This is a genomic window from Cytobacillus gottheilii (genome assembly GCF_900166665.1).
Lineage (GTDB): Bacteria > Bacillota > Bacilli > Bacillales > Cytobacillaceae > Cytobacillus > Cytobacillus gottheilii_A.
The window spans coordinates 2709414-2727061 of the sequence record NZ_LT800494.1 but is presented as its reverse complement, the minus strand read 5'-3'; the positions used below and the strand labels follow the sequence as shown (position 1 = coordinate 2727061).

The 17648-nt window shown below is 39.9% G+C and carries 21 protein-coding genes; 16 read left to right on the top strand and 5 right to left on the bottom strand.

What is annotated here, in order from left to right; genetic code table 11:
* The first annotated feature begins 202 nt into the window (after window positions 1-202).
* From hflX to B7E07_RS13470, 5 genes are all read left to right on the top strand, one after another.
* Window positions 203-1459, top strand: a complete 1257-nt coding sequence (gene hflX / locus B7E07_RS13495; RefSeq protein ID WP_080846356.1) for a GTPase HflX — start codon at window positions 203-205, stop codon at window positions 1457-1459.
* 11 nt (window positions 1460-1470) lie between these two features.
* A complete protein-coding gene (locus B7E07_RS13490) occupies window positions 1471-2739 on the top strand; it encodes a methionine gamma-lyase family protein (protein ID WP_080846355.1) in 1269 nt (422 codons plus the stop codon).
* A gap of 537 nt (window positions 2740-3276) precedes the next feature.
* On the top strand, window positions 3277-3684 hold the full coding sequence (locus B7E07_RS13480) for a MerR family transcriptional regulator (RefSeq protein WP_080846353.1): 408 nt from the start codon (window positions 3277-3279) through the stop codon (window positions 3682-3684).
* 38 nt (window positions 3685-3722) lie between these two features.
* Window positions 3723-5057, top strand: coding sequence for a type I glutamate--ammonia ligase (gene glnA / locus B7E07_RS13475; RefSeq protein WP_080846352.1), 1335 nt, complete (start codon window positions 3723-3725; stop codon window positions 5055-5057).
* Between the two features lie 164 nt (window positions 5058-5221).
* Window positions 5222-5674 (top strand): hypothetical protein, encoded by a 453-nt coding sequence (locus B7E07_RS13470; RefSeq protein WP_080846351.1) that lies wholly within the window; start codon window positions 5222-5224, stop codon window positions 5672-5674.
* A 482-nt stretch (window positions 5675-6156) separates the two neighbouring features.
* Here B7E07_RS13470 and B7E07_RS13465 read toward each other — a convergent pair whose 3' ends face one another.
* On the bottom strand, window positions 6157-6390 hold the full coding sequence (locus tag B7E07_RS13465) for a DUF378 domain-containing protein (RefSeq protein WP_080846350.1): 234 nt from the start codon (window positions 6388-6390) through the stop codon (window positions 6157-6159).
* 74 nt (window positions 6391-6464) lie between these two features.
* The gene (locus B7E07_RS13460) at window positions 6465-7274 is read right to left on the bottom strand and encodes a YtvA family blue-light photoreceptor (protein ID WP_080846349.1); all 810 of its coding nucleotides are present in this window, start codon (window positions 7272-7274) and stop codon (window positions 6465-6467) included.
* 201 nt (window positions 7275-7475) lie between these two features.
* On the opposite strand from B7E07_RS13460, the gene B7E07_RS13455 reads away from it, so the two are divergent.
* Entirely contained in the window at window positions 7476-8063 is a 588-nt protein-coding gene (locus B7E07_RS13455) for a histidine phosphatase family protein (RefSeq protein WP_080846348.1), read from the top strand.
* Window positions 8060-8371, top strand: a complete 312-nt coding sequence (locus B7E07_RS13450; protein ID WP_080846347.1) for a hypothetical protein — start codon at window positions 8060-8062, stop codon at window positions 8369-8371. The genes B7E07_RS13455 and B7E07_RS13450 overlap by 4 nt, the downstream gene beginning before the upstream one ends.
* Before the next feature lie 57 nt (window positions 8372-8428).
* Here B7E07_RS13450 and B7E07_RS13445 read toward each other — a convergent pair whose 3' ends face one another.
* The gene (locus B7E07_RS13445; protein ID WP_080846346.1) at window positions 8429-8794 is read right to left on the bottom strand and encodes a carboxymuconolactone decarboxylase family protein; all 366 of its coding nucleotides are present in this window, start codon (window positions 8792-8794) and stop codon (window positions 8429-8431) included.
* A gap of 161 nt (window positions 8795-8955) precedes the next feature.
* Between B7E07_RS13445 and B7E07_RS13440 the strand changes: the two genes are divergently transcribed.
* The 3 genes from B7E07_RS13440 to B7E07_RS13430 all read left to right on the top strand — a co-directional run bounded on the left by B7E07_RS13440 (window position 8956) and on the right by B7E07_RS13430 (window position 10499).
* Window positions 8956-9234, top strand: coding sequence for a transcriptional regulator SplA domain-containing protein (locus tag B7E07_RS13440; protein ID WP_080846345.1), 279 nt, complete (start codon window positions 8956-8958; stop codon window positions 9232-9234).
* A complete protein-coding gene (gene splB / locus B7E07_RS13435; RefSeq protein ID WP_080846344.1) occupies window positions 9218-10246 on the top strand; it encodes a spore photoproduct lyase in 1029 nt (342 codons plus the stop codon). The genes B7E07_RS13440 and splB overlap by 17 nt, the downstream gene beginning before the upstream one ends.
* 79 nt (window positions 10247-10325) lie before the next feature.
* The gene (locus B7E07_RS13430) at window positions 10326-10499 is read left to right on the top strand and encodes an asparagine synthase (protein ID WP_066446296.1); all 174 of its coding nucleotides are present in this window, start codon (window positions 10326-10328) and stop codon (window positions 10497-10499) included.
* A gap of 30 nt (window positions 10500-10529) precedes the next feature.
* Here the strand turns inward: B7E07_RS13430 and B7E07_RS13425 are convergent, their stop codons facing one another.
* Window positions 10530-10817, bottom strand: a complete 288-nt coding sequence (locus tag B7E07_RS13425; protein ID WP_080846343.1) for a DUF4257 domain-containing protein — start codon at window positions 10815-10817, stop codon at window positions 10530-10532.
* Window positions 10818-11257: 440 nt separating this feature from the next.
* Complete coding sequence (lexA, locus tag B7E07_RS13420; protein WP_080846342.1) at window positions 11258-11875, bottom strand: transcriptional repressor LexA; 618 nt, start codon at window positions 11873-11875, stop codon at window positions 11258-11260.
* Window positions 11876-12033: 158 nt separating this feature from the next.
* Here lexA and yneA point away from each other — a divergent pair, with 158 nt between their 5' ends.
* The 6 genes from yneA (at window position 12034) to B7E07_RS13390 (ending at window position 16887) form a co-directional block, all read left to right on the top strand.
* On the top strand, window positions 12034-12354 hold the full coding sequence (gene yneA, locus B7E07_RS13415) for a cell division suppressor protein YneA (RefSeq protein ID WP_257391452.1): 321 nt from the start codon (window positions 12034-12036) through the stop codon (window positions 12352-12354).
* A 30-nt stretch (window positions 12355-12384) separates the two neighbouring features.
* Window positions 12385-13038, top strand: coding sequence for a YneB family resolvase-like protein (locus B7E07_RS13410; protein ID WP_080846340.1), 654 nt, complete (start codon window positions 12385-12387; stop codon window positions 13036-13038).
* A gap of 414 nt (window positions 13039-13452) precedes the next feature.
* Complete coding sequence (locus B7E07_RS13405; protein ID WP_080846339.1) at window positions 13453-13686, top strand: DUF896 domain-containing protein; 234 nt, start codon at window positions 13453-13455, stop codon at window positions 13684-13686.
* A gap of 278 nt (window positions 13687-13964) precedes the next feature.
* On the top strand, window positions 13965-15971 hold the full coding sequence (gene tkt, locus B7E07_RS13400; RefSeq protein WP_080846338.1) for a transketolase: 2007 nt from the start codon (window positions 13965-13967) through the stop codon (window positions 15969-15971).
* Window positions 15972-16149: 178 nt separating this feature from the next.
* Window positions 16150-16587, top strand: a complete 438-nt coding sequence (gene sirA, locus B7E07_RS13395; protein ID WP_080846337.1) for a sporulation inhibitor of replication protein SirA — start codon at window positions 16150-16152, stop codon at window positions 16585-16587.
* A gap of 84 nt (window positions 16588-16671) precedes the next feature.
* Window positions 16672-16887: a YneF family protein gene (locus tag B7E07_RS13390; RefSeq protein ID WP_080846336.1), complete on the top strand. Its 216-nt coding sequence runs from the start codon at window positions 16672-16674 to the stop codon at window positions 16885-16887.
* Window positions 16888-17648 lie beyond the last annotated feature (761 nt).

The window sequence follows — 17648 nt, the reverse complement described above, 5'->3', positions numbered from 1 at the left end:
TAAATTTTACCACGTATATTATGTTTTACAACTGATTTTTACAGAAAAAATAAATTTTTCATCTTAAAAAAAATCACTTTCCAAAATGATTGCATGTTTGCCTTTGCTAAGGGGAATGTAAAGATAAATTACATTCCAGATTAGTGAATAGAACAAGAATCTGATATGATAATCACAGAAACGAAAGGAAAGAAGGAGACAGATGGAACAAAAGCATGAGCTTGAAAAAGTAATCCTCGTTGGCTGCCAGACAGAAGAGGACGATCTGCATTTTACATATTCAATGGAAGAACTAGCTTCTTTGACATCAACAGCCAAAGGTACTGTGCTTGCTGAATTAACGCAGAAAAGAGAACGGGTTCACCCTTCTACTTATATCGGCAAAGGCAAAGTTGAAGAACTTTCCGCTCTGCAAGAAGAACTGGAAGCCGATCTGATTATTTTTAATGATGAGCTTTCCCCAAGCCAGGTCCGGAATTTATCTGCCAATGTGTCAGCACGAATTATTGATCGCTCACAGCTTATTTTAGACATTTTTGCAACGCGCGCCCGCTCGCGTGAAGGAAAGCTGCAGGTCGAGCTAGCTCAGCTGCAATATATACTTCCACGCCTTGCTGGACAAGGGACACAGCTTTCAAGACTTGGGGGCGGAATTGGAACTAGAGGACCTGGTGAGACAAAACTGGAATCAGATCGCCGTCATATTCGCCGCAGGCTCGATGATATTAAAGAGCAATTAGATTCGATCGTAAAACATCGTGAGCGATACAGAGAGCGCAGAAAGAAAAACAAAGTCTTTCAAATTGCGCTGGCTGGCTATACAAATGCCGGTAAATCAACATTATTTAACCGGCTATCCGAAGCCGACTCTTTTGAAGAAAATCAGCTTTTCGCTACATTAGATCCAATGACAAGAAAAATTGTGCTGCCAAGCGGTTTTGTTGCACTGCTGACTGATACGGTTGGCTTCATTCAGGACTTGCCGACTGCTTTAATCGCTGCTTTCCGATCAACGCTTGAAGAAGTAAAGGAAGCTGATCTGCTGCTTCATGTTGTTGATATGTCAAATCCCGATTACTTTCAGCATGAACAAACAGTACAAAAGCTGATTGAAGAACTTGAGGATGAAAAAATTCCGCAAATCACGGTTTACAACAAAAGAGATGCGATCCATCCGGATTTTGTGCCGACTTCAGGCAGAGATATGATTCAAATCAGCGCTTTAGACGGGGAAGACCGACTGCTTTTAAAGCAAAAAATCGAACAGCATATGCTGCAGATGATGGAAGAATACCATGTATCTGTTCCATCAAGTGAAGGAAAGCTTCTTTCACAGCTGAAAAACGATACCGTCTTGCGCGAGCTTGTTTTTAATGAAGAAACACAAGAATATATGTGTAAAGGGTTTTACATGGCTGACCATCAAATAGCGGGCAGCTTAAAACAATATAAAATCTAGAGGAGAACACCATGTTTCAACATTTATCATTTCAAGAAAAAATTCAGCCGATTGTAAAGGAAGCTGAAGAACAAATTGCACCTATACTAAAGAAAATTGACGAGCGGATCGACGAAAACCAATATCGCGTCTTAAAAAGCTTCCAGGATCATCAAGTCAGTGATTCGCACTTTATCCCTTCAACGGGGTATGGATATGACGATCATGGCAGAGATACACTTGAAGCCATTTATGCGCAAACGTTTGGCGGGGAAGCAGGACTTGTCCGTCCGCAGATCATTTCAGGAACACACGCCATTTCAATCGCGTTATTTGGCGTACTGCGCCCTGGCGATGAACTTTTATATATAACAGGAAAACCATATGACACATTAGAGGAAATCGTCGGAATCCGAGGCGATGGGGTCGGCTCATTAAAGGACTTTGGCATTTCATATAATAGTGTTCCACTTACGAATGAAGGAAACATTGACTATCAGGCTGTAGAAACAGCGATTAAGCCTAATACGAAAATGATCGGCATTCAGCGCTCGAAAGGCTACGCAACCAGACCATCCTATACAATTCAGCAAATCAAAGAAATGATCACTTTTGTAAAAGAGATCAAACCGGATGTTGTCGTTTTTGTTGATAACTGCTATGGAGAATTTGTAGAAGAGCAGGAGCCATGCCATGTTGGAGCCGATTTAATGGCAGGATCATTGATTAAAAATCCGGGCGGCGGTTTGGCAAAAACCGGCGGCTATATTGTCGGCAAGAAAAACTGGGTCGAGGCTTGTTCCTACAGAATGACTTCTCCAGGAATTGGTGCGGAAGCAGGAGCTTCCTTATACAGCCTTCAAGAAATGTATCAAGGCTTCTTTCTTGCTCCGCATGTTGTCGGGCAGGCGCTAAAGGGTGCGGTTTTCACCTCGGCTGTTTTGGAAAAGTTCGGCATGAATGCCACACCAAAATGGGATGAACCAAGAACAGACTTAATTCAGGCCGTCCAATTCGATGATCCTGACAAAATGATTGCCTTTTGCCAGGCCATTCAATTTGCATCACCAATCAATTCGCATGTAACCCCATACGCAAGCTACATGCCCGGGTATGAAAATGATGTTATCATGGCAGCGGGCACCTTTATTCAAGGAGCCAGCATTGAATTAACAGCGGACGGTCCAATCAGACCGCCATATGCTGCTTATGTCCAGGGCGGACTGACCTATTCCCATGTAAAAATGGCCGTCTGCATCGCATTGAATCGATTACTGGAAAAGGGTTTAATTTCACTCTAATAGGGAATGTTTGAAAGGCAGCTGAGTTTAGCTGTCTTTTTTTCATACATAATGTGGGGATTTTTAAACGGTGAGATTAGAAAGGATGGATGAAAGTGCCTTTCTGCAGGGAAAATGGAGTTTGGCGAGAAGGAAGGTCTCGCGAAAGTGCCCGTCAGCGGGGGAAATGGAGTTTGGAGGGAACTAAGGCCGCGCGAAAGTGCCCGCCAGCATGAAAAATGGAGGCTGAAGGGAACTAAGCCCGCGCGGGAGTGCCGTCAGCATAAAAAACAGAGCCTAAAGGGAACTGAGTCGCCCCCAAAAGTGCCCGCCATCAAAAAACAGAGCCTGTCGATAAAAAAACAGATCCCTCCACACACCACCCAAAAGAATAAAAATCAAAGCATAACGAGCCTTGCAGGAAATCATAATAGATAAAGAGAATGTGTTAAAATCATGTGTAATAATTTTTATGTCATAAAACATAACATTGGGTTGACAGGAAATCTAACATTACATATAATAAACACATGAAATCAAATAAAGGAGGAGAGACGATTGACTGGAAGTGAAATCCGTCGCTCCATGCCGCTTTTTCCAATTGGAATCGTCATGCAGCTGACTGAGCTTACAGCGCGTCAGATCCGCTATTATGAGGAACATCAGTTGATTTCTCCGGCAAGAACTGACACAAACAGAAGGCTGTATTCTTTAAACGACATTGACAAACTATTAGAAATTAAAGATTTAATTGATCAAGGCATTAATATGGCTGGCATTAAGCAGCTGTTTTTAGTGAAAGAAGATCAAACCGTTTCTGCAGAACTAAATAAGCAAGAAGAAAAAGTGAGGCAGGAGTTAACGGATACTGAATTGAGAAAGCTGCTGAGAAAAGAACTCATGCAAGCTGGCCGTTTCAACCGTACCTCTACCCGCCAAGGCGATATGTCCCGCTTTTTCCATTAAAATATTAAACTTGTAATTCATTAAGGGAGGAAAAACCAGTGGCAAAGTTTACAAAAGAAGACATTACACGTATTGCAGAAGAGGAAAACGTAAAATTTATCCGCCTGCAGTTCACTGACATTCTAGGAACAATTAAAAACGTTGAGATTCCAATTAGCCAGCTTGAAAAGGCATTGGATAACAAAATGATGTTTGACGGATCTTCAATTGAAGGATTCGTGCGTATTGAAGAATCTGATATGTATCTATATCCTGACCTTGACACATGGGTTGTTTTCCCTTGGACAGCTGAAAAAGGAAAAGTTGCTCGTCTAATCTGTGATATCTATAGCCCAGATGGAACTCCTTTTGATGGAGACCCTCGTAATAACCTAAGAAGAATTCTAGGTGAAATGGAAGAGCTTGGATTCACTGATTTCAATCTTGGACCTGAGCCGGAATTTTTCTTATTCAAATTAGATCAAGCTGGTGAGCCAACACTTGAGCTAAACGATAACGGAGGCTATTTTGACCTTGCACCAACAGATTTAGGTGAAAACTGCCGCCGCGATATCGTGCTTGAGCTTGAAGAAATGGGCTTTGAAATTGAAGCATCTCACCATGAGGTTGCACCTGGACAGCATGAAATTGATTTCAAATATGCTGATGCACTTACAGCTTGTGACCAAATTCAAACATTCAAGCTAGTTGTTAAAACAATCGCTCGTAAGCACGGATTGCATGCTACATTCATGCCAAAACCATTATTTGGTGTAAACGGTTCTGGTATGCACTGTAACGTTTCTTTATTCAAAGATGGTAAAAACTCTTTCTACGATGAAAATGGCGAATTGCAATTAAGCGAAACAGCTCGCAACTTCATCGCTGGAATTATTAAACACGCACCAAGCTTCACAGCTGTTACAAACCCAACAGTTAACTCTTACAAGCGTCTAGTGCCTGGTTATGAAGCTCCATGTTATGTTGCATGGTCTGCTAGAAACCGTTCACCGCTAATCCGTATCCCGGCTTCACGCGGCGTAAGTACTCGTGTTGAAGTCCGCAGCGTAGATCCAGCTGCTAACCCGTACCTAGCAATGGCTGTTCTATTAAAAGCTGGCTTAGACGGTGTGAAAAATAAATTAACTCCTCCAGCTCCAGTAGACCGCAACATCTACGTTATGAGCAAAGAAGAGCGTGAAGCAGAAGGAATCGTTGATCTTCCATCAACACTTGCAAGTGCACTTGATAACCTTAAAAAGGATGAAATCATGGTTGATGCTCTTGGTGAGCATATCCTTGAACACTTCCTTGAAGCAAAAGAAATTGAGTGGGATATGTTCCGTACTCAAGTTCACCCATGGGAGCGCGAGCAGTATCTGCAAATGTATTAATAGCCAAAACCCCTTGATGCCATTGGCATCAAGGGGTTTTTTATAGAAAACAATAGCAAATTACTCATTTTATTTTTGAGCAAAAATAAAAGGGGACAAGCACAGTCGAAAAACTTTAAAAATAATAGTATAAAACATATTTAAAAAAAGGAAGGTGATATGTATTGAAGATTGAAAACTATATGAAAAAAAGGGGACTCTGGAAGCAAAGTAAACAACCCCTTGCAGGGAATGGAAATAATGCTCCATTTCCTCCAACTTGGAGAAATCCTATGGTGTTTCCAACGACAGACCTAGAGCCTGAGTCAGAACAAGCTTTTGAACTAGAGCCTGAATCAGAGCAGGAAATGGAAGTAGAGGTGGAGTCAGAGCAAATGATAGACCCAGAGCTGAATCCACTAACATGCATGACTACTGCTCAAATCCGCAGGTTTCTTGCTAATACACCTGCAGGAAGTCTTGTTGAAGTAACTTATATGGGCTGTAATGGAACTGCTATGCAAACGGCAAATGGATTTATTAGTCAGTTTAACGGTTCTGAATTAGTTCTTATTCCCGCAAGAACCGGTTTGCCGATCCTGCGTTTACAAGCTAACATGATTTGCGGTTTAAATTAATTAAACACCCAAGGTGACTCCAAATTTGCACAGACTTTGAAACTGCCCCGTAAATATTATTTACGGGGTGTTTTTGCTGAAATTAGCGGTGTTACTATGGAATGGTTCTACCTGGTGCTTGTACGAGCTCCCCCATTGTTAAAAACCTGCTTCACAACGAATGTTAGAAAGCTTAAATGCTTAATATCCCATGAAATAACTGCACTTCATTTCCCATTATATAACCCTAAAAATGGGGAAGTATTTTTATAGAAAGTTGTATTTAAAATCTCCTTTTCCAAGAAGACCATTTAACAATGTCAGTTAGTTGGACCAAGTAGAGTGAAACGCCAGAGAGAGTGGGAAGCTATGATTAGCACAGCTTTCAGTGTATTGGGTGAGGAGGGACGATCTCCCTCTAAAAAAACGACTACACTGCAGTGAAAATCTTTGTCCCTATATGTAAAAAAACCGAGCCAGCATCCCCGACTCGGTTTTCTCTATTAATGATTCGTTCTATAAGAACGGTCTGTTTCTTCTACAGTAACTGGCTTAAATAATAGCCCGATGGATACTAAACCAGCGATTCCGACTAAACCGTATACGATTCTTGAAGCAATCTCTTCTTGTCCGCCAAAGATTGTGGCAACAAGGTCAAATTGGAAGAAACCAACTAGGCCCCAATTGACAGCACCTATAATGACTAGTACTAAAGCAATTTTTTGTAAGACTGACATGATTATGCCTCCTTTTATCGTGTAGTGTATGTGCTTATTCTTTATATACACGAATAAAAGAAAGATAAACATATTTAGTCATTCTGTAAGACTTGCAGTGCACTTTTAATATCTTTATAGACATTAACTTTCCTTAGCTGTTCACTATAATTTTGAGTGGAGACGGCCATGTTAGGCGAGAAGCCAGTAAGAACGAGCTCTATACCAAGCAGGTTCAGCATTTTATGTATATTTCCAATATTAATTCCGAATTGATCATCAAAGAAGGCAAGGCCTGATAAATCAATAATAACATAGTGATTATGTCTAATGATTTCTGAAGCTGAAATCTCTTTATATAAGACTTCAACTCTCTCAAATGTGAGGGAACCGATTAGAGGGATAACCGAAATGGAGTTTGTAATTGGTACGATGGGGGTGGAGAGTCTTTGAACTTCTTTTAAAGTATCTTCCAGCTCCATTTTTGTTTCATATTGTTCGGTCACATCTTTTTGCACTCCGATAAAAAAGGTGCGATTTGTTTCTTCAATATAAATCGGATCAATGATCAATTCATTTCGAAATGATGTACCATCTTTCCGGTAATTGATTAACTCGACATGAATGGATTTTTTTTCTTTAATGCCTTGAGCAATGGCTTGAACAACATGGCGTTCTGTATCTGCTCCTTGGAGAAAGCGGCAATTTTTCCCGATCACATCGGCTTCTTCATATCCGGTAAGGTTAGTGAACCCTTTATTTATATACACGATTGGATTATCATCTTTCTGAGGATCTGTAATTACAACCCCGACATTCGTTGCATCTAAAGCTTGTTTAAGAAATGGTGTAAAAATGTCATTCATTGGATCCATAATCACTAAAAATTTCTCTCCCTTCCTCATTTTGTATACTTCTATTAAAACATATTTTGACGTTAAAATATAGCAAAGGCATCTGCAGACCTTCTTCAATATATTTAGAAAATGCACATAAAATAACGAACAAAATATGCTAAAATGATATGAAGATTTACCTGATTACACACGAATCAGCTCACAATAAAGGTCATGTACATAAAGATAAAATAATGGGGAGATGAATTTTTGACAGTACTTTGTATGGTTAGACACGGTCAAACCGATTGGAATGCAGAGGGAAAACTGCAGGGAAGCACAGACATACCGTTAAACTCGAATGGCATTAAACAGGCTGAGCTTTGTGCAGCTTATTTAAAACAAGAAGAATGGGATATTATTATAAGCAGTCCGCTTTCACGAGCAAAAAGAACAGCTGAAATCATTCAAAATCAAGTTGAAGTACCTTTGATCGTGATGGAGGATTTTATCGAAAGGCACTTTGGGAAAGCAGAAGGCATGACACCAGCTGAACGAAAAGAGCATTTTCCTGATCAGCAGTACACTAACATGGAAACAGTGGAGGAATTAACAACCCGATTGCAGCATGGTCTTATGAAAATCAATAGGAAATATTCAAATCAAAAAGTATTGCTTGTTGCTCACGGGGCGGTCATTCATGCCATTTTGGCAGCGAATGCTTTAGATGCTGAGCCGCTTAATCACATTCGGTTAGAGAATGCCTGTCTGAACAATATGGTTTTTCATGAAGATAAGTGGTCCATAAAAGAATATAATATTATCGATCATTTACATGAGAGTGAGGAAGTAAAGTGAAAATCTCAACCATTTTAAAGTGGATAACGGGCGGCTTTGAGGCAGCTCTGGGTATTCCTTTATTGGGCGGCTTATTCATTTTAAGCACTGCTTGGACACCATTATTTGTCATGCTTGTATTACACATCGTCACACTTGTGTTTAGCGCGAATGAAGGCGAGAAGAAACATGGCAGCATTTTAGGCATTGTTACATCTGTTGTTGGGCTTATTCCTATTGTTGGAATGATGATGCATATCATCACGGCCATTTTACTGATGGTTGATGCCGCTAAATCAAACAAAAAGGCCCATATGGAAGAATATTAAGAACTCCTTCCCGGTGAAAAAGAGAACGAGCCACTATGATCAGCGGCTCGTTTTTTATTATTGTGTAAGGTTATTTAAGTCATTGATGCAATCCTGCACTAAAGTAACCGCCTGACTCATGGCAGCACCGCCGCCAAATGCCGCTGTAACACCGATGGCTTCGAAGATTTCCTGTTCACTGCAGCCTTGGTCAAGGCAGCCCTTCGTATGATAAATAATGCAATATTCATCCTGTGAGTAGAGACTGATCCCAAGTGCGATCAATTGCTTGTCCTTTTGGGACAACGTACCTTCGCGAAAACATTCTTCTGTAAAAGCATTAAAGTGAGAAGCAAGCTCAGGCATCTTTTTCGTAAATGTTCCAAGTCCTTCTTTATAATGCAGCAAAGATGCTTCAGTAGGGTTCGACGCATGTAAATCCATGTCATTCATCTCCATTCCAATTTATTTAGCATCGTTAGTATGAACCATTGCCATCATCCTTACCCGAAACCTTCTTAGTAACTATTTCCACTATATAGAAATCATAATTTGTTCCAATGATCGGCAAAATGAATGTATACAATTCGAAAGTGGTGATCAATATGGAAATCAATCAAAATAGTTATGATTATCAGGCAGGAGATATCGTCTATATCTTCTATCGAAACCCGCATACACAGGATGTCGCAAATATACAGGAAGCTGCTGTTGTTAATAACCCGGAAGATCCACAATCTTTAGCGGTATTTGTCTATGAAACCTATTATCCGCTGACAAATGAAATGGCGGTTTATTCGACACCTCAGGAAGCAGAAGCCGCTTACCAAGAATACTTCGGCAATATATATGGAGGAAACGGATTATATGATGAGACCTTTTAAGCCGCAGCTTGTTTATTTTGAGCCAAATGCACTTGATTATCCTCTCGGTGAAACATTATACGATCGATTTAAGGAAATGGGACTGGATATTCGATACACAACATCTCATAATCAGATCCGCAACTTGCCTGGAGAAAATGATTTTCAAAAATATAGAGTAGCAAAATCTACTTTAGTAGTAGGGATTAGAAAGACATTGAAGTTTGATACCTCTAAACCTTCTGCGGAATATGCCATTCCTTTTGCGACTGGCTGTATGGGCCATTGCCATTATTGCTATCTGCAGACGACAATGGGAAGCAAACCGTATATTCGTACGTACGTAAATGTGGATGAAATTTTAGATGCCGCAGATAAATACATGGAAGAAAGATCACCAGAGATCACACGATTTGAAGCATCCTGTACGTCAGATATCGTTGGTATTGATCATCTGACACATAGTTTAAAAAGAGCAATCGAACATTTCGGCAAGTCCGAACACGGAAAACTTCGCTTTGTTACAAAGTTTCATCATGTTGATCATCTGCTGGATGCAGAACATAATGGAAAAACTCGTTTTCGCTTTAGTGTAAACGCTGATTATGTCATTAAAAATTTTGAACCTGGCACATCACCGCTGGCAAAAAGAATTGAAGCAGCAGGGAAGGTAGCTAGAGCAGGCTATCCGCTTGGATTTATCGTTGCGCCAATTTATTTGCACGAAGGCTGGCAGGATGGCTATTATCATATGTTCGAGCGTCTTCATGATGAGCTTCCTGAAGATGCAAAAAAAGATATAACATTTGAATTTATCCAGCACCGATTTACCAAGCCTGCAAAGAAAGTTATTCAGAAAAACTACCCAATGACAAAGCTTGAATTAGATGAGGAGAAACGCCGCTACAAATGGGGCAAATACGGAATAGGGAAGTATATATATCAAAAAGATGAACAAGAGGAAATTCAAAAAAGCTTATATGCTTATATGGAAAAATTCTTCCCTAATGCAAAATTGGAGTATTTTACATGAGTGGTAAAGCTGAAGAAAGCTGATACTATCTGTGGGTGAAAGAATTTTCACCTACTAACATCGATGTGGAGGGAAATACATGAACATTCGTGAAGGTATGATTCCGACTGCACTAGGTACGGCTGTAACAGCTACTGGATATGCACTTAAACAAAAGCGTGGCAGCAACAAAATGATGGCAAATACATTATTTGGCTTTGGATTAGCACACGTCGTTTTAGGTGTCATTGACCTTGTAGAGCATCGACGTTAGAAAGGATAAGGCGTGCAAAAGGTTGCACGCCTATTCTTTTTTCTCTCGTATCTTTAATAAATCCAAACCTTTAAGGATGGCCTCTCCTCCAAGTCCAGCGATCATGGCCGTAACAATAACAGCTATGACAGAATCAGGATTTGCAGATAAAACCACAAGTACTGCCGCTAATGACCCCATAACAACATCTTCAAAGAATCCCAGGTAGATAAAACGTTTAGTTTTGCGTGGTTTGATCAGTTTGCCGTTTTTTTGAATATGCGCTGCTACACCGACAAATGCACCGATACAGAAAGACAGTAACATGTTCATCAACATCGTCCTTCACACTCCTAAAGTCGAGATTTTTTGAAGCGACCTTAGGTATAATCATGGTGTATTACCAGTATATAGGAATTTGCCAAAAATAGCATGGTTAATTATAACGAATTTTCAGATAATAAACTAGGTGTTGCGGCATATGTTTTTTATTGCTGCTAGAACAAAAGTTCGGTTCGTTATTTTTCTGTAGAAGCCGTTGATTGAGCGGAAGAGTTTTCGGTTAAAAGCATTGTTCACATAAAAAGCTTGCCTGCTTTTTTAGCACTTCAATTCTTTTCAACATGATATTTACTTAGCCGCTTTGAAATATCTATGATCTGTCTCATCATATCTCTAAAAAGCTATGTTCAATAAAAAAGATGCAGCCCAATTCCCAGCAGGATTGGACTGCATCTTTTTTGCTGATTAAGCATTATGGCGCTAACGCTTTTGAAAAGTTAGTGCATTTGTCGATAAACACCAGTAACTTTCCCCAGAATCGAAACATGACGGAGAATAATAGGCTCCATTGTTGAATTCTCGGGCTGCAGGCGGAAATAATCTTTTTCTTTGAAAAACCGTTTAACTGTAGCTTCGTCATCTTCTGTCATCGCGACTACAATATCACCATTATTCGCTGTGCTCTGCTGCTTAACAACGACATAATCACCGTCTAAAATACCGGCTTCTATCATACTATCACCCATGATTTCGAGCATGAAAACATGTTCATCTGCAGGAGCAAGCCGTTCCGGCAGCGGAAAATACTCTTCAACATTTTCAATTGCTGTAATAGGCTGTCCAGCTGTAACTTTACCGACAATTGGTACGTTTATCGTAGTGACTTTAGGAATTTGAGCTTCTTCAAGATCCAGGATTTCGATCGCTCTTGGTTTTGTAGGATCTCTTCTGATTAACCCTTTACTTTCAAGCCTGGCCAAATGCCCATGCACGGTAGAGCTGGAGGCAAGTCCAACTGCTTCCCCAATCTCTCTCACGGAAGGGGGATAGCCCTTTTGCCGTACCTCATCTTTGATAAATTCAAGAATATCCTGCTGTCTTTTTGATAGTTTCAAATTGGATCACGCACCCTTTATTAATATCTTGTCCTTATTATACCATTCTTTTAAAACACATACAAACATAAGTTCGAATTTTCTGTTGACCAAAACAAATGTTCGTATTATAATAAAAACATCAAATGCGAACATACATTCTTTTAGAGGTGATTATCATGAAAAAATTGTGGAATTCATATTGCTATGCTATTATTCTAGTATTTTTAAGTATCGTCGGCTCTCTTATTCTCTCTATCCATTTGGATGATCAGGACAGCAATCAGTATTTGGTTGTAACAGTTAATGAAAATGATTCTTTATGGGGAATTGCAGAGAGGTTTGCAGATGAGCATAAATACTCAACTGCTGAATTTGTTCAGTGGATGGAAAATCAAAACGGTATTATTAATGGAGAGATTCATCCTGGTGATATCGTTTCTATTCCAGTAAAGGCCGATGAAGCTGCGCATATTACAGAACTTGCAAGCAGGGAATAGAACAGAGTCTATTTGAAAAAGGAGTAAAACATGAACGCAATTATATACTGCCGAGTCAGTACAAATAAAGATACACAGGAGACGTCCCTTCAGCGGCAGGAAGAGGAATTGCTTCAGCTTGCGAATAAGAATGGATTTCTTCCCAGCAGAATTATAAAGGAAAAGGCGAGCGGTTATGACCTTGAGAGAGATGGAATTCTTGAGCTGCTGTCTCTTATAAAGGAAGAAAATATACAAGCCGTCTTAATTCAGGATGAAACAAGGCTCGGCAGGGGAAATGCCAAAATAGCGATTCTGCATTGTATTCTGAAAGAGAATATTAAGTTATTCAGCGTCTCACATAATGGAGAGCTCCAGCTTTCTGAGTCAGATTCTATGGTATTAAAAATAGTAGGCATGGTAGAAGAATATCAGCGTAAGCTTCATAATGTGAAAATTAAACGCGGAATGCAAAGAGCGATTGAAAAAGGGTATAAGCCTGAGAAAAACTTAGCTAACCGTGGAGAGCATGCAGGCAGAGAGAGAATAGAAGTACCGATAACTGAAATCATTCGTTTACGCAAGAATGAGTTAACTTTTTCTGAGATTGCCGCTACGTTAAGAGGATTTGGATACAATATATCAAAAGCGACCGTACATAGACGTTATCAGGAACATTTAGACAAACTAAGTGAAGAAACATAAAGTACCCCGGTTGTTGGCTAAGCAACTGGAAAAGCAACCCTGCTCAGTTGTTATATAAATAAAGGTAAGGATAGCTGCTCTAAATATTAGGACAACATATCAATATGCCTGTGAATATGAACCTGAACGGGTTGTGCAACTCCTGCACTGCAACTCGTCAGCTTAAATCCCAGTAGAAGCTAAGATCAAGAAGTTCAGTTTACCTTTCGCCGGAAAGTGCCAGCTGAAGTTGTAATTTTACTTCCTTTTAAAAGAGCAACAAAAATTCAAAATACATAAAAAAATATGTATTTCTCCTTATCCCCCTCAAACCAAAACCTTGTTTCGGTGTTATTAAGTCTTCAGCCTTGTCAATTCAACTATTTTCTACTAAAATGACATCTATGCTAATGAAATAGAAAAGGAGCTGTCCATATGCTGCCAAAGGACAAACTCGCCCGCATAAATGTTTTAGCAAATAAGGCGAAAACAACTGGTTTAACGGAAGCTGAGGCAAAGGAACAATCAGCACTGCGCAAAGAATATTTACAGACTTTCCGTTCTTCTATGTTTAATACTCTTAAGACAGTAACAATCATAGATCCTGAAGGAAATGATGTTACACCTGAAAAATTAAAGCAGGTAAAAAACGACAAAAACCTGCATTAATCAGGTGTTTCGTATAATCTTATGATTTTTCAAATAAGATATAGCAAGGAATACACCGATCACGGCTTGTGTTCCTTGTTTTCATTCTTATAAATTGATGACGTTACCATTCTTGTTTTCAAAGGAAATGACGAACCTTTGTCTTTCCTGCTACATAATGAATGTTCTAATGTGACAAAATAGGAAATATCGTGTGTTTTTTGTTGCTATTAGTTGTCTTACCTCTTGATTGTCTATATATTAAAAGAGAAGATATTTCTCTCGAAAGGATGTAATTTATGTTTAATCAAACAGATGCTTTATCAATTAGTTCTATTCGAACTTTATCCATTGATGCGATTGAGAAAGCAAACTCCGGTCACCCTGGAATGCCGATGGGTGCTGCACCAATGGCTTATACATTATGGACTCGTTTCATGAATCATAATCCTAAAAATCCAAAATGGTTTGATCGTGACCGGTTTGTATTATCTGCTGGACATGGATCCATGCTGCTTTACAGTCTTTTGCATTTATCTGGCTATGATGTCTCAATGGAAGACATTAAACAATTCAGACAGTGGGGAAGCAAAACGCCAGGTCACCCGGAATTTGGTCATACACCAGGAGTAGATGCAACAACAGGTCCGCTTGGACAAGGTGTAGCTATGGCAGTGGGAATGGCAATGGCAGAACGCCATATGGCTGCTGTTTATAACAAAGAAGGTTTTAACGTAGTAGATCACCATACATATAGCATTTGCGGCGATGGAGATTTAATGGAGGGTGTCTCAGCTGAAGCTGCCTCACTTGCAGGTCACCTGAAATTAGGCAAACTCGTTGTCCTTTATGATTCAAATGATATTTCATTGGATGGAGACTTGGATCGTTCATTCTCTGAAAGTGTAGAGCAGCGCTTCAAATCGTACGGCTGGCAATACATTCGTGTAAATGATGGCAATGACCTTCATGAAATCGCTAAGGCACTTGAAGAAGCGATAAGTGATGAAAACCGTCCAACAATGATCGAAGTGAAAACGGTTATTGGATTTGGTTCGCCGAATAAATCAGGTAAGTCAGATGTGCACGGTGCACCTCTTGGAGCAGACGAACTTAAATTAACAAAAGAAGCTTATAAATGGACATTCGAACAAGATTTCCACGTTCCTGAGGAAGTGTATGAGCATTTTAAAGCAGCAGTAGCAGAACACGGCCAGAAAAAAGAGCAGGAATGGAATGATTTATTTGCTGCTTATAAAGAGAAGTATCCAGAGCTAGGAAGCCAGCTTCAATTGGCGATCAATAATGAACTTCCTGAAGGCTGGGATCAAGATGTACCAGTTTATGAAGAGGGCAAAAGCCTTGCAAGCCGTGCTTCATCTGGTGAGGTACTAAATGCAATTGCACAGAAACTTCCAAGCTTCTTCGGCGGTTCCGCTGACTTAGCTGGATCGAATAAGACGATGATTAAAGGAACAGGGGATTTTACTCCAGAATCCTTTGAAGGTCGTAACATATGGTTTGGTGTGCGTGAGTTTGCAATGGGTGCTGCCTTAAATGGAATGGCGCTTCACGGGGGAGTTAAAGTTTTTGGAGGCACATTCTTTGTTTTCTCTGATTACTTAAGACCAGCTATTCGTCTTGCTGCCCTTATGAATTTGCCTGTCACTTATGTATTTACACATGACAGTATCGCGGTTGGAGAAGACGGACCTACACATGAACCTGTAGAGCAGCTAGCAGCACTGCGTGCAATGCCGAATCTTTCTGTCATTCGCCCAGCCGATGGCAATGAAACAGCAGCAGCATGGAAGCTTGCCATCCAATCAACTAACAAGCCAACTGCTCTAGTGCTGACACGTCAAAATTTACCGACAATTGCAGGCACAGATCAAAACGCTTATGAGGGTGTCTCAAAAGGCGGCTATGTTATCTCTAAAGCGAATCATGATAAGGCAGACGTTCTATTATTGGCTGCCGGTTCAGAAGTAGGATTAGCTGTGGAAGCTCAAAAGGCTTTAGAAAACGAAGGCATTTTTGCTTCTGTTGTCAGCTTGCCTGCATGGGATCGATTTGAAGCACAAACGAAAGAATACAAAGAAAGCGTCATCCCTAAGACAGTGAAAAAGCGTTTAGCTATTGAAATGGGATCTTCACTAGGCTGGCATCGCTATACTGGCGATGAGGGTGATGTTCTTGCCATTGATCAATTTGGTGCATCTGCTCCAGGTGAAAAAATTATGGAAGAATACGGCTTTACCGTTTCAAATGTAGTAGCTCGAGTAAAAGCACTGCTGCAAAACTAATAAATAACAGACAACTAAGAAAGAGCACTTAAATGAAGAGTGCTCTTTCTTTTGATCGTACCTTTTTAATAATCATGCTTCGACAAAAATAGTGGAATTTTGCGACGTTTTCAGACAGGATATTTATTGACAAACAGATATAATAGCTCAAAAAGGGTTGTCCCATAAGGAGGGCCTTATGAGAGATTATCAAATATATCTAATAGAAGACGAATTTGCTACACACTATTTTGGTCGTGAAAGAATGTTCTATGAATTATTTGAGGAATACGAAACCTCTGAAGGGTTGTTAAACAAGATCATTGCCAAACAAATTCAGTTCATTACAAAACCAATTCCTGGCCTGCGTTTGCATCAGAATATTCATTCTGAAATGCAGCAAAAATTAAATTTTAAAATGGACAAATCTGGGGATTATATCATTAATGGGAAAAAAAGCAGTGCAGTCTTGCAAATTCATGATCGTTATATCTCAATAAAAGCCAAGGGAAACTATGATTCTGAGACGATGTTTTTTGAAATCCTGCGGAAATACGAGGGCTCTTTTCTTGCCATAGATATGGAACACATTCGCTATGGATGGCTCAAGCCGATAAAAGAAAGAAAATTCGTCTAAATAAGAGAAAAATAAGAGCAAATATTGTATAATAACCTTTGGTCTAGTACACTGTATGATAGACAACACGAAGGAGGAAGAAAGATGGGTATGTATATTCTAGTTGGCGTACTTGCATTGCTTGCAGGTGTGGCACTAGGGTTTTTCATAGCTCGCCGCTATATGATGAGCTATCTAAAGAAAAATCCACCAATTAACGAACAAATGCTTAAAATGATGATGATGCAAATGGGTATGAAACCATCACAAAAGAAAATCAATCAAATGATGAATGCGATGAACAAACAACAAGGGAAATAACACTACCTTGCTTAAGCATATGATCTTTTAAATGAAATGATGGCAAATAAGAGTTTTGCTAAAGATGTATGATCGTTCTTTATCGTTATTCTTTCATCACCTGCTAAATTTTCATATTTCGCGCTTAAAGGCTACTACTTCTGCTGGAACATTGGCAGGGGAAGTGGTCTTTTATGCGTTTATTAGGAAATAGCAGTGGCGGGCTGTTTGCACCAGGCTTCGAAACACTCGCAACCAAGTTCCGAATAAGAGGGCCCGAACCGTCCAAACCAAATTCGGAAGCAAAAGTTCAGAAAGCTTGCAGCTTATTTGTGAAATCAAGGGTTCGAAGTGCTCGCAGCCAAGTTCCGTAATAAAGGGGTTCCGAAGCTGTCAAAACCAAATACAAAAGTAAATGTTCAGAGACATCGAAGGTAAGCTGTGATATCGAAGGTTTCGAAACACTCGCAACCAAGTTCCGAATAAGAGGGTCCGAGCAGTCAAAACCAAATTCGGAAGCAAAGGTCAGAGACCTTACAGCTGCATTGTGATATTGAAGGTTTCGAAATCCTCACAACCAAGTTCCGTAATAATGGAGGACGAAATGATCCTAACCCAGTTTGGAAGTAAATATCCTGAACCATTCGCCGTTCAGTTGAGAAATAAAGGATTCCGAAACGCTCACAACCATGCTCTGAAAAAGCGTTCCGAGTTGCTTTTGTTGCGAAGGTGTCAGAACTAAGTTCCGAAATATGTCAGGTAAGAAGCTGAGACGTCAGCGG

What these genes read in the sequence shown, in the direction of transcription:
- B7E07_RS13405 (WP_080846339.1), top strand. Translation starts at nt 13,453, where the DNA reads ATGCTGCCAAAGGACAAACTCGCCCGCATAAATGTTTTAGCAAATAAG.
- B7E07_RS13430 (WP_066446296.1), top strand. Translation starts at nt 10,326, where the DNA reads ATGAACATTCGTGAAGGTATGATTCCGACTGCACTAGGTACGGCTGTA.
- B7E07_RS13390 (WP_080846336.1), top strand. Translation starts at nt 16,672, where the DNA reads ATGGGTATGTATATTCTAGTTGGCGTACTTGCATTGCTTGCAGGTGTG.
- B7E07_RS13460 (WP_080846349.1), bottom strand. Translation starts at nt 7,274, where the DNA reads ATGAGGAAGGGAGAGAAATTTTTAGTGATTATGGATCCAATGAATGAC.
- B7E07_RS13445 (WP_080846346.1), bottom strand. Translation starts at nt 8,794, where the DNA reads ATGGATTTACATGCGTCGAACCCTACTGAAGCATCTTTGCTGCATTAT.
- hflX (WP_080846356.1), top strand. Translation starts at nt 203, where the DNA reads ATGGAACAAAAGCATGAGCTTGAAAAAGTAATCCTCGTTGGCTGCCAG.
- sirA (WP_080846337.1), top strand. Translation starts at nt 16,150, where the DNA reads ATGAGAGATTATCAAATATATCTAATAGAAGACGAATTTGCTACACAC.
- yneA (WP_257391452.1), top strand. Translation starts at nt 12,034, where the DNA reads ATGAAAAAATTGTGGAATTCATATTGCTATGCTATTATTCTAGTATTT.
- B7E07_RS13425 (WP_080846343.1), bottom strand. Translation starts at nt 10,817, where the DNA reads ATGTTGATGAACATGTTACTGTCTTTCTGTATCGGTGCATTTGTCGGT.
- B7E07_RS13465 (WP_080846350.1), bottom strand. Translation starts at nt 6,390, where the DNA reads ATGTCAGTCTTACAAAAAATTGCTTTAGTACTAGTCATTATAGGTGCT.
- B7E07_RS13440 (WP_080846345.1), top strand. Translation starts at nt 8,956, where the DNA reads ATGGAAATCAATCAAAATAGTTATGATTATCAGGCAGGAGATATCGTC.
- B7E07_RS13410 (WP_080846340.1), top strand. Translation starts at nt 12,385, where the DNA reads ATGAACGCAATTATATACTGCCGAGTCAGTACAAATAAAGATACACAG.
- tkt (WP_080846338.1), top strand. Translation starts at nt 13,965, where the DNA reads ATGTTTAATCAAACAGATGCTTTATCAATTAGTTCTATTCGAACTTTA.
- splB (WP_080846344.1), top strand. Translation starts at nt 9,218, where the DNA reads ATGATGAGACCTTTTAAGCCGCAGCTTGTTTATTTTGAGCCAAATGCA.
- B7E07_RS13490 (WP_080846355.1), top strand. Translation starts at nt 1,471, where the DNA reads ATGTTTCAACATTTATCATTTCAAGAAAAAATTCAGCCGATTGTAAAG.